Source organism: Rhodocytophaga aerolata (assembly GCF_030503435.1).
In the GTDB taxonomy this organism is placed as follows: Bacteria; Bacteroidota; Bacteroidia; order Cytophagales; family 172606-1; genus Rhodocytophaga; species Rhodocytophaga aerolata.
Genome location: NZ_JAUKPO010000077.1, coordinates 1 through 10,856 on the forward strand (window position 1 = coordinate 1; position 10,856 = coordinate 10,856).

Below are 10,856 nucleotides of genomic sequence, written 5' to 3' on the forward strand. Positions count from 1 at the left end.
AATTATCTCTTATTTTTCTTTCCCTTTTGTCCACTTTCATCTGACTACATACAATATTAACCCTTCAATTTCCTTTCCTGGTAGAAGAGCTCTGTCAGGTAGCCTTGTTGTCTATGGAAGGAAAGCTTTTGGTAGACGAGTTCTTGTGGGTGAAAGATCAAAAAAGTACGGTTTATATTGGGGAAGCCATACAACCGGGAGTATATCTGTTGATGGTGTGATCCTCTGCCGGCAGCACAACTCGCCGTCTAGTGATCCAATAACAATACTTGTTTGTGGCAAGCAACTTTATCTGACTTTCTATGGTAATTGAGCCTGCTAGCAGGGATAGGTAGAAAAGATAGTTTACTTCCCTATAGTAAACTGGCTCATGTGGATGGGTTTCAGCAAAAAGATAGTTAAAATAACTTCCCCTTTCTTGAAACCAAAAAGTAAGTTGTGTCTTAGCTATTCATTTCTTTTTTAATCAAGTTTTTTCTCTGACTTTCCTGTATGGAGTAGTAAAGGTTGCCGGATTGATTACAGATCATATCCCCATTCATGGAAAGAGGGTTGCTTTTTATAAGGGTGTATTCTATATTCAATCTTGTAAGTGATTTACTAAACCTGGCTTTTAGTTGAAGGTAAGCCAAACAAACCCGTTATCCCTCTCTATGCTAAAGATACCCATCTCCTTGCTGCTGCTTTTAATCCTTGCTTTTTCTTGCACATCTGTCCAACCAAATCAACAGGTGGTAATTGATCAACTAGACCTGAAGTTTAATAGCAATGATATCAAACTATCCAACGAAGCTGAACGCTATATTGAATCTGTCGTGGCTATTATGAAACAGGAGGCGCTTCATAAACAAGATTTAAACTTTGATGAAATTCATCAGCTAATCAGGTACTATGCCAATGGAGCGCAATCCCAAGCAGATACCCATCAGGCCATAAAAAAAGCACTCCCGCTCTTAAAAGATCATCATTCTTCGTTCCTCACCGCAGCCCAGATCCATCAGTATCTAGGGCTTACTGCACAAGCTATTGAGGAAATTAAAAAAGGTAAGGCTCCTCATATTGATAGCTCCAAAGTGGATAGTTTAAAAACGGCTTTGCCCTATGCAAGTGCAAAACTTATTAGCGGAAATATAGGCTATCTATCCGTTCCTGCTTTTGACAACCTGTTTAGTGAAGCCATGACTATGTTTGCTGATAGTTTGCAGACTATTATCAGGCAGCTTGACCAACAGCCAATTAACGGCTGGATAATCGATTTGCGTGAAAACGATGGGGGTGCTGCCATGCCCATGATCACAGGCCTGGGACCTTTGCTGGATGATCAAAACTGCTATTATACGGTAGATAAACAAGCAAAGCTATTGGCAAAGAGTTACTATAAAGAGGGAGGATACTATGATGTAGAGGTGGAAGAGCAAAGAGCGAAAAAAAAGGTAGAACCCCTCGTGCAGTCGAGCATAAACTACCGGATAAAAAAATCTAGCCTACCAGTAGCCCTGCTGACTAGCTTTAAAACGGCAAGCTCAGCAGAAGCGGTTACGGCTATTTTTGCCGGGCAGGCGAATGTAAAAATCATAGGCAGCAAAACCAATGGCCTGACAACTACCAACAGTTTTAAATTTCTTGCAGACAATTCTGCTTTGAACCTGACCATTGGCTATTATGCTAACCGTCATCAGCAAGTCTATAAACAAGGGATCGCACCGGATATAGAACTACAAAGGGATACCAACCCAACAGAGAAGTTAGAAGAGGATCCATCCATGCAAATGGCTCTTGACTGGATTGCCCAATAAACTGTAGCAGCTATATACAAACAAAAGGATTTGCTATAGTGGAAGCTTTTCAACTAGCTTCTTAGTTGTATAGTTGCAATGAATAGGATAGCCCACCGGTTATCAAAACTCCAGAATGCATCTATGAAGACAAAGGATTAGCTTGTCTTAATGCATAGTCAGATAATTTTTTAGCGTAGGCTTGATAGTGGTTAATAACTAATGAGTAGTTATCATTCGGGTGATTGTCTATAATTAATTCTGCAATAGTCATTCGTCATTATTCATTGCGCAAACTTTTTACAGGATTAGCCAGGGCGGCTTTAATAGCTTGATAACTGACCGTTAGCAGAGCAATGACTATGGCCAGAAATCCGGCAAGTAAAAACACCCAAAAAGAGATATCTATTTGGTAAGCAAAATTCTCCAGCCATTGATTCATCAGGTACCAGGCAATGGGGGTGGCGATTAGGAAAGCAATCAGGACTAGCTTAAGGAAGTCTTTCGATAAAAGTAGAGTAATATTACTTACCGAAGCCCCCAGTACTTTGCGGATGCCAATTTCTTTGGTGCGTTGCTCGGCTGTATAGGTGGCCAGTCCAAATAATCCCAGACAAGAGATAATGATTGTAATGGCTGCAAAGTAGTTGAAGAGTTTTCCCGTCCGCTGATCTGATTTGTACATCTGATCGTAGGCTTGATCCATAAATTTGTATTCGAAAGGAAAAGCCGGATTGTATTGCTTCCAGAGCTTCTCTGCTGCAGCAATGGCTTTAGGGGCCTCTTTCCCGGTTGTTTTTATATACAATTGCCAGTGCCATTCTGGCCGGTAGAGAAATACAGCCGGTTCTATTTTATTGTGCATTGAGCTGAAATGAAAATCCTTTACCACGCCAATAATGGTTCCTTCGGTTACCCATAGCTTGAACCGCTTACCTATCGGATCTTGAATACCGGCTTGTTTAACGGCTGTTTCATTAAGGATGTAATGGGTAGAATCCGCTTTGGAGCCTGTAAAATTCTGCCCTTCTGTTAGGTGCATATCAAACATCTCTAAAAAATCTTCTTCAATGGCCATCGCATGCACCATGAAGGTAGACTTAGGGGCTTTGCCATCCCAATCCGTATCGCCTGTACTATTGCCAATCTGCAGCAAGTTGCCGGCAGCCGAGGTGACCTCCATTACCCCTGGTTGTTTCAGCAATTCACTTTTTATACCTTGGTAGTGTTTGTTCATCTCGCCTCGCATATCTACGGTAAACACATTTTCTTTCGTGTAACCTAACTCTTTGCTGCGGATATACTGTAACTGGCTTCCTATAATAAAGTTGCTGATGATCAAGGCAACCGAGAAAGTAAATTGGGTAACGACCAGTATCTTGCGGAAAGAAGCATTGCCACTGCCTGCTAGTAGTTTTCCCTTCATCACCTGCAAAGGCTGAAAAGAGGACAGCAGCAGAGCCGGATAAATACCTGCCAGCAGTAATGTAGCAAATAAGGTCATTCCTACGGTAGTTAACAAGGTGGGGTCAGTAAGGCGCAGCACCATGTGCTTGTCCGTTAGTTCATTGTAGGCCGGAATAATCCATTGAATGAGCAGCAGCGCCAACAGAAGGGCACTGAGTACTGTAAAAGCAGATTCCCCTAAAAACTGTGCAAGTAATTGGGGTCGGTTGGCTCCTATAATTTTCCGTATACTGACTTCTTTGGCCCGGTTTGTGGCTCTAGCTGTAGCCAGGTTTACATAGTTAATGCAGGCAATTAATAAAATCACAAGAGCTACTATAAAGAAAATGCGTACCATTTGGATACGCCCGTCACTGCCATCAGGATGGTACAAATGAATAGTAGAAAAGGCTTGCAAAGAATACACGGAGGAATGATCGTAGGCATTGTGCTTTCGCTGCAAACCGGTTAGCTTTTGCTCTATGGCTGGCAGAGAGGCGTTGGGTGAAAGCAGAAAATAGGTCTGATAGCCAAAATTTCCCCAGTCTGTTTCTAAAGACTTCCAGTAAATATTGGGAGTATACCTTTTCACCAGAATATCGAAAGGAAAAAAGATGTCAAATTGTATGGAGGAGTTGGCCGGTATATTCTTTATAACGCCGCTTATCATAAAATCTTCTTTATCATTCGTGCGGATCACTTTACCAATCGGATCTTCCTTTCCAAAGTACTTGCTGGCAATCGACTCGGTAATGATGATGGATTGATTATTAGGGAAAGGCTGCTGAGGGTTTCCTTTTACAAAAGGAAAATTAAACAGGGTAAAAAAGCTAGGATCGGCATAAGCACAGGTACTTTCCTTAAATTTCTTGTCTTGATAAGTAAAAAGGGATACCTCCCAGTTTGGAATAAACCGCACGGTTTGCTCTATTCCCGGAATTTCTCGGGCAGCAAAAGGGGCTAAGGAAGCCGTAGAACTTGCCCAGGTTTGCTTACTATCTGCCGTTCCAATGGAAGTTACTACTCGGTATAGCCGGTCTGTATTCTGATGAAAGCTGTTGTAGCTTAGCTCCTCTTGCACCCACAGAAACAATAAAATACTTGCCATCATACCTACTGCTAAGCCCCCAATATTTATGAGGGAGTACAACTTGTTTTTCCAAAGATTTCTGAAGGTGGTTTGTAAAAAGTTCTGGAACATAGGAAAAAAGGATAGTTTCTGTTTTCTGTTTCAATTTATTTGCCTGATTTTTAAGCTATTGATAATAAGCATATTATGTTATAGATTGAGCGTAGAAAAGTGTCCGGATATGGACACTTATGTACGGTAGTGAACATATGGTGTAAAGTCAATTGGTGTTGGGATATGAGGCACTGTAATAACAAGCAAAACTTAAAAAGAAATATTTTAGCAAGATTGATCTACTGGAAAGAAAGATGCAGGTAGATTAATGCAAATAAAGTGAGCGTGAGTAGCCCTCCAATCGGGGCTATCTCTGGCCTCCAGTTTTTTGGTCAAGCCAAAGTAGAGAAAAGCTTGTGCTATTTTACAAGCTATCTATTGTTGCAATTACTCAAAAGGGGAGTATAAAGAGACTTCAAAAAGGCCTGACTTAAATAAAGTAATGACACCTTAACATTGAACCGATCAATTCACTCCTTTCTGATCCTCCATTTTTCTATGCAACTCCACCATACTTTTTATTTTCAGGCAGAATCATAGAAATCACTATTTATTTTTTTGTTTTAAAACCAAAACCCAATCGCCTGACTGGGTTGGCGGTGCGATGGCTAGTATACCTTTACTTTCTGCGACCTTAGCTTTGGAAATTTGGTTGGCGACCGGATTAAACCACTGCCCATTAAAAGCAACTCCATTCAAATTATATAATTGAATAGTCATAGATTGGGGTACATACACTAGTGTTGTGGTGCCATCATCAGTCCGGGAAACGGAAACAAACTGATTATAGGTTTTATCTCCAGGTTGCTGTACAAGCAGTTGAGGTGCAGGTTTTAAATTCCACCACTCCAAAGTTCTCATAAAATTAGCCAAATAGCCCACCTGTACACTTCCGGGAAGATGAATACTTTCTCGCCACCGGCTTACCTCTTCACCGGTACCAGCATGATTTAAGATTTTTTCTCCTTCTCTGAGCCAGGGCCAGATGCCATTGGCTCCATAGGTAATACCTGCAGTGGGTGTATTGAAAAGGCTCCAGTAGCTGGCATTGCGCACATCGGTAGCCGTAATTTTAGGATTGATTTCCTCATATACTGGTTCCATATTAATTAGCGGACGGGCTGGTAGCTGATCCCACAGCTTGGCTACCGTGCCTTTGGTTATGAAATTTACGGCATTTGCTGAGTTATTATGGCCTGACTGGTAGCCCACAATGTCCAGCCAGGGTTCATTGGCATACACCTCACCAATCCAGGAGCCGCCTCCCGGATGCTGGGCCACTATTCCAGGATGTTCATCTGCAAAAACGCCTCTGCCGATCGTCTTCCAACGTTGTTCGAATTCATCGGTATATTTGCCATCGCCACCTAAAATCCATATTACCTGATTTCCTCCATAGCGTGCCACCATATAACGGGCCAGCAGAATTGCTTCCCCATCAGGCAGGTAGTATCCAGGACTTAATTCTCTGCCCTGGGAAACTGGCAAGGCCCATAATAATACCGGGGCTGCAACCAAGCCATGTTCATTAATTTTGTCAATCTTGGCATCCAGATGCTGAAAAAAATCCGGATTGATCTTGATCTTGCCGCTTCCTTCAAAAGCCACTTGTCCTAATGAGTTTTTGTCTGCCCCCCGCCATTGGGTAGTAACAAACTGAATCACACTGTAGCCGATAGAGGCTCTGTTAGAAAGATAGGTTTCCCATTCTTCTTCCGTTGATTTGAGCGTGCCGTTCCAGGCGGTACAGGCTGCCCAAAAGAAAGGTGTGCCATCTGAATAGCTCAAATGGTAGCTGCCTTTGGGGCGTATAATGGTGCCTCGCCTGTAAATTTCCAGCTTACTGACAGGTTCCGTACAGGTAAAACTTCCTTTGATGCCTTGCAAGCCTGTATCTTCTTGCTGCGAGCAGATAGATTGCCAGCTCCATGTACCTTTTTCATCCGGAGCAAAACGTACTTTCCAGATGCGGCCACCATCCCAGAACCCATTGATCTGCTTAACCCTGCCAGTAGGAGAGGTGAAGCGGACCGTAAATTGCTTTACATCGTAGAGAGGATTCTGATAGTCTTTGCTGCTGGTAAAAGTGTGTTCAAACTTTGTCCAGACAGGTGTTTGGGCTGATGAATAAAGAGAGGAAAGAAAAAAACAGGTGAATAGCAGAATAAATAAATAGCTAAGTTTAATAAAAGCAAACATAGGGTATAGGTTCAAATGAGGTGATTCTGATTTACCGGTTCAATATATAATAGTAGTTAGAGAAGTAATATAATAAAGACAATCAATATAAAGACAATCAATGAATTGCCATATTATCCACGAGCTTTCCAATTTCCAGGTAGTTAATACTAAGTTTAAAACGCACATAGGCATGTTTGCTTTCTTTACCCCTGTCCATTTATTGCTGCCATCTTCCGCTCCCTGGCAAAAGCCATCGGTAACGACTTCAAAATAATTATTTAATTCTTCTGTTAATAGCAATACGGCCACCTGATCCCAAAAGGCCCTTCCCTGAAAATTCATTGTATAGTTCATATGCCCGGTAGACAGGATTTTGGGCGGAAAGCTTATTTTTCAGATACTCTCCTCCGGTTATGATTTTATTTCTATTTTCCCATCCGGCAAATGTTACTTGCTTTTCCCACACTTGCAGGCAGTACACCGTAGATGCTGGATTGGGGCGGTAAAAGTTTGCTTCTTTTCCTTCCTGAAATTGTCCACTCATACAGAGCCACTTTGCCACTTTTATATCGACCAATTCTTTGCCGCTCAACGAAGAATGTTTATCTGCCTTAGATTATAACAGGTTTTGCAAATTCGTCAGGTGACCGATGGTAACAATCACTACAGAAGAATCTGGGCTTTGGCTAAGTAATTTTCTGTAAAGGGCTGTTCCATCCTGGGCTTGCTCATGAGATTTTAGTCGGTGTGGAAATTCCTGGGCAATATGCCTGGTATATTTGGAATGATTTTTCAGGGTCGCTTGCTTTTTCAGCACACCTACAGGCAAATTCGGCCGCTTAAAATAGGTATTAATGGCATCTGTACAAAGCGCTGCATAGGGATCATCACTGGTAACAATCACTCCTAAAAAATCTATATTCTTCTGATCAGCTAACCTATGCAGCATGGCTAAAGTTTCTACCTCATCCACATCGGAGTCGATATCCGTATCGAGAATTACTTTGTACTGGGCAATACTTAACGCAGGTAACAGCAGCAGAAAAGCTAAGAAAAGGAAAGGTTGTTTCATCAAAGGTTACTTGAAAACATTAAAAGCAGGTGCTTTTTAAATATAGCACCTGCTTATTGAAATAAAAAGCTATTAGTAATTTGGGTTCTGGGCAAAAGGCACGGATAACTCCTCGATCTGTTTTTGGGGCATTGGCCGGAGTAATCTCCTCCCAATAAAATGGGACATATTAAAAGTAATGCTAAAAGGGACTGGGTGTTGCACAACGTGATATATAACAAAATAAGAGATATTAGCTTGCTCAAGAGTATAAATGCCTATTTTGAATTTAGGATGGTTTACGAAAAGGAGCAGTTTCTGCAAGTTATAAGCCATAGCAGCAATGAGCATCATTTTGTGTGCGGCTTGTTTCCCTTTTGCATTGGCTCTTTTCATGCCATAATAGTTGAGTAGGCTGCCAAAAACAGGTTCTACCGTAGCCATCCTTCGTCTTTTCATGCTTTTGCCTTCCCTGCTTTCTACTCGCTCTTGCATAAGTAATGGACCGATGATGCGGAGCATCAGGTCCAATGATAGCGGCGGTAGACACTAAAAATTAGGCTTTGCCGTCTTTTGTTGCCACAACATTCCTTTTTTAGCGGACACTCTTTACAATCCTTCACCCTGGCATGATAGTAATGGTTAGCAAAGCCTTTATCCATTTTGATACCATGGTAGTAAAGCAGCTTTTCATTGCGGCATACATAGGCATTCTGTACAGTATCATAATTAAATCCTTCCCTTTATTGACCCGATTCCGTGGTCAATTGGGATGGTAGCTACCATGTAGAGGAATGAAGCCTTTGATCTGGCGTGCCTCCAAAGCAGAATAATTTTCACCGGAACTAAAGCCTCCATCGGCTAGTAGATATTGCAAGTATAAACCATACTGCTTAAGATTTAGTACTAGCTTATCTACGATTGCCATCAGATGTTTAGAGTCCCGTTCGTCTGCCAGTGGAGCAAGATGCTCCATTCGCCTGTATATGCGTAATCACATGCCGATAGGTGTCTACACTCATACTAGAAAGGTAGTATACACGAGAAGGTTTACCCGCCTTTTGGGTGAGCTTTGCATCCGCATCACTCATACTGATATGCGTTCGATTATTTCTTGGACAGCTTTTAGGCTTGGCTGTCTTTTCCAAAGCGGTGAAAGCGGCATCTTGCCCTAACAGTTCGGCAGGGGTGAATTGTTGGGCTTCACCCTTAACTAACTGCCATTCCAACAGCGCTTTTCGCTTCAGGCTATCAGTAGAAGCATTCGCTTCGACAAAAGCTGCGTCTACCACTTGGGTATGGCCACTAACCATACCCTTTTCTACACAGGCAGTAAGAATGTATTGGAAACAAGCCTCAAACACAGAAGCCGGTAATCGCTTACGTGTACGCGATAAAGTGCTATGGCAAGGAAGTCGTTCTCCTAGATTATAATCCAAAAAGTAGAGGATGTCTAGCCTCAACTGACTCTTTTTAATAAGGGCCCGCTCGGAACAGATATTTTCAAAATGAGCTACCAATTGTAGCTTAAAAAAGACAACCGGGTCTACTGATTTCTGCCCACACTTACCATAATAAGGTTTGACTATATCATAAAGAAAGTTTAAATCTAACACCTGCTTTAAGCGCCGGTAGATATTATCCTTTGGAATATAGTCTTCTACAGCAGCTGAGAGGCAATTCTTGTTGATCTCTTTTCGTTTCCCTACCATTCATAAATTTACCATGCAGAAGTCATAACTAAAAGCCAATAGTTGTGCAACACCCACGGGAGGTTAAAGTAACTATTGCTAATAAGTAACATCGATTATTTTCTATAATTCATACTTTTTATACGTAACATAGATGCACTTTATTGCGGCAAGTTCAGTATCTGAAAATCCTAAAATAGGATAGGTTAGAAAGGTTACCTAGCGCCTTATGGTTCATAAACATGGATTTGCTTTGTAAATATGCATGAAAGGAATATGAGTAAAACAACCGCCTTGTTCTTATTTTTGATGTTCTTCGCCCATTTAGTCTGTGGGCAATCCTTAAAGTTAGCTACCTATCAGTATGCGGACAATAACCGGATAGCGAATATTAGCCCGCTTGCCCATCACTTAACTGAAAAGTTAGGCTATAAAGTAGAAGCAACAAGTTATGCCACTGTACATTTGTTGATTGAAGCCATAAAAAATAATGAAGTAGATATCGCCTTAATTAACACATTTGGCTATCTGCTTTTGGAAAGTTCTTCAGGTGAGTTCCCTATGGATCCGCTAGTAGCCTTACAAGTAAAACAAGGAACAGAAGATAATTATAAAACGGCTATTGTGGCAGCTTACTCCAGTCCGATTACTTCTCTGCACCAAATCAAAAAATACGCTGCTCGTTCCAGATTGATGCTGGTCAATATAAGATCCACATCAGGCAACCTTGTTCCCAGGCTTGCTTTGAGCAGTACCGGACTAGCGGAAGCTGAAAATAGTTTCCAACAAGTTTCTTACGGTATAACCCATAGAGCTACCATTGATTCTGTGGCAGAAGCAAAGGTTGAATTGGCGGCTGTTGGAAGCACAGAATATTTTTCTTTTATAAGTAAAGCTGAGAATAGCAACAAAATCAGATTACTCTGGCTTTCTCCGGAAATACCGCTAGGCCCCGTGTTAGTAAACAAAAATATTCCAGCCTCAGGTAGAGAAGGGTTGATAAATGCACTCCTGCAGCTGCACGAAAGTAATCCACAGGCTTTGATGTATGTAAAAGATGGATGGAGTGAAGCAAAGCAGGCTGAAAAATTTATCCGCATAGATAGCAGCTATTACCACCCATTTAAAAAACAAATAGGTGCGGGTGTAAATCTAGAAAAGATTCTAAAACAATTTCTCAACTAATTTATCAGCGGGCAGTTCCATCCCTATAGCTTTGTCACCATTGAAGATGGCTAGATCCGAATACCTCAGTTTGTAAATGACAAATTTACAAATCAGTTTCGCCAACTTCCCATTTTCTGAAACTTCATATTTGGGCAAGAGGGGAAGATAATAGTTTCCATTGTTTTCCCTATTATGCCTTTTCCTTAACAAAACACTACTTATTTAACTAATATAAAAGCTATTTAATCAGGGTAACTTCTCCTTTTTTAGATCACTTATTTTTCTATATTGTGGTGAGGACATATACTTTAAAAAGACTAGAAACCATATGAGAAAACTGCTTTTAATATTTGTATTTTTTA

The 10,856-nt window shown here is 41.2% G+C and carries 10 protein-coding genes; 3 read left to right on the top strand and 7 right to left on the bottom strand.

From position 1 onward, the window contains the following. The coding region (locus Q0590_RS35630) for a hypothetical protein (RefSeq protein WP_302042456.1) at positions 1–313 on the top strand (313 nt) is incomplete at its 5' end. 340 nt (positions 314–653) lie between these two features. After that, positions 654–1,796, top strand: coding sequence for a S41 family peptidase (locus tag Q0590_RS35635; protein ID WP_302042457.1), 1,143 nt, complete (start codon positions 654–656; stop codon positions 1,794–1,796). Positions 1,797–2,055: 259 nt separating this feature from the next. Here Q0590_RS35635 and Q0590_RS35640 read toward each other — a convergent pair whose 3' ends face one another. The 7 genes from Q0590_RS35640 to Q0590_RS35670 form a co-directional block, all read right to left on the bottom strand. Further along, positions 2,056–4,422 (bottom strand): ABC transporter permease, encoded by a 2,367-nt coding sequence (locus tag Q0590_RS35640; RefSeq protein ID WP_302042458.1) that lies wholly within the window; start codon positions 4,420–4,422, stop codon positions 2,056–2,058. Positions 4,423–4,950: 528 nt separating this feature from the next. Next, positions 4,951–6,603, bottom strand: a complete 1,653-nt coding sequence (locus tag Q0590_RS35645; RefSeq protein WP_302042459.1) for a glycoside hydrolase family 140 protein — start codon at positions 6,601–6,603, stop codon at positions 4,951–4,953. Positions 6,604–6,859: 256 nt separating this feature from the next. Then, entirely contained in the window at positions 6,860–7,129 is a 270-nt protein-coding gene (locus Q0590_RS35650) for a hypothetical protein (RefSeq protein WP_302042460.1), read from the bottom strand. Between the two features lie 72 nt (positions 7,130–7,201). Further along, positions 7,202–7,657 (bottom strand): nucleoside hydrolase, encoded by a 456-nt coding sequence (locus Q0590_RS35655; protein ID WP_302042461.1) that lies wholly within the window; start codon positions 7,655–7,657, stop codon positions 7,202–7,204. A 72-nt stretch (positions 7,658–7,729) separates the two neighbouring features. Continuing rightward, the gene (locus Q0590_RS35660) at positions 7,730–8,131 is read right to left on the bottom strand and encodes a transposase (protein WP_302042462.1); all 402 of its coding nucleotides are present in this window, start codon (positions 8,129–8,131) and stop codon (positions 7,730–7,732) included. A 268-nt stretch (positions 8,132–8,399) separates the two neighbouring features. After that, the gene (locus Q0590_RS35665) at positions 8,400–8,612 is read right to left on the bottom strand and encodes a hypothetical protein (RefSeq protein ID WP_302042463.1); all 213 of its coding nucleotides are present in this window, start codon (positions 8,610–8,612) and stop codon (positions 8,400–8,402) included. Then, complete coding sequence (locus tag Q0590_RS35670; protein ID WP_302042464.1) at positions 8,572–9,348, bottom strand: transposase; 777 nt, start codon at positions 9,346–9,348, stop codon at positions 8,572–8,574. The genes Q0590_RS35665 and Q0590_RS35670 overlap by 41 nt, the downstream gene beginning before the upstream one ends. Positions 9,349–9,603: 255 nt before the next feature. On the opposite strand from Q0590_RS35670, the gene Q0590_RS35675 reads away from it, so the two are divergent. Next, positions 9,604–10,512 (top strand): phosphate/phosphite/phosphonate ABC transporter substrate-binding protein, encoded by a 909-nt coding sequence (locus Q0590_RS35675; RefSeq protein WP_302042465.1) that lies wholly within the window; start codon positions 9,604–9,606, stop codon positions 10,510–10,512. Positions 10,513–10,856: the final 344 nt, after the last annotated feature.

Coding starts and splice junctions, on each gene's coding strand:
- Q0590_RS35660 (WP_302042462.1), bottom strand. CDS start 8,131: ATGCAAGAGCGAGTAGAAAGCAGGGAAGGCAAAAGCATGAAAAGACGA.
- Q0590_RS35640 (WP_302042458.1), bottom strand. CDS start 4,422: ATGTTCCAGAACTTTTTACAAACCACCTTCAGAAATCTTTGGAAAAAC.
- Q0590_RS35655 (WP_302042461.1), bottom strand. CDS start 7,657: ATGAAACAACCTTTCCTTTTCTTAGCTTTTCTGCTGCTGTTACCTGCG.
- Q0590_RS35670 (WP_302042464.1), bottom strand. CDS start 9,348: ATGGTAGGGAAACGAAAAGAGATCAACAAGAATTGCCTCTCAGCTGCT.
- Q0590_RS35650 (WP_302042460.1), bottom strand. CDS start 7,129: ATGAGTGGACAATTTCAGGAAGGAAAAGAAGCAAACTTTTACCGCCCC.
- Q0590_RS35675 (WP_302042465.1), top strand. CDS start 9,604: ATGAGTAAAACAACCGCCTTGTTCTTATTTTTGATGTTCTTCGCCCAT.
- Q0590_RS35645 (WP_302042459.1), bottom strand. CDS start 6,603: ATGTTTGCTTTTATTAAACTTAGCTATTTATTTATTCTGCTATTCACC.
- Q0590_RS35665 (WP_302042463.1), bottom strand. CDS start 8,612: ATGGAGCATCTTGCTCCACTGGCAGACGAACGGGACTCTAAACATCTG.
- Q0590_RS35635 (WP_302042457.1), top strand. CDS start 654: ATGCTAAAGATACCCATCTCCTTGCTGCTGCTTTTAATCCTTGCTTTT.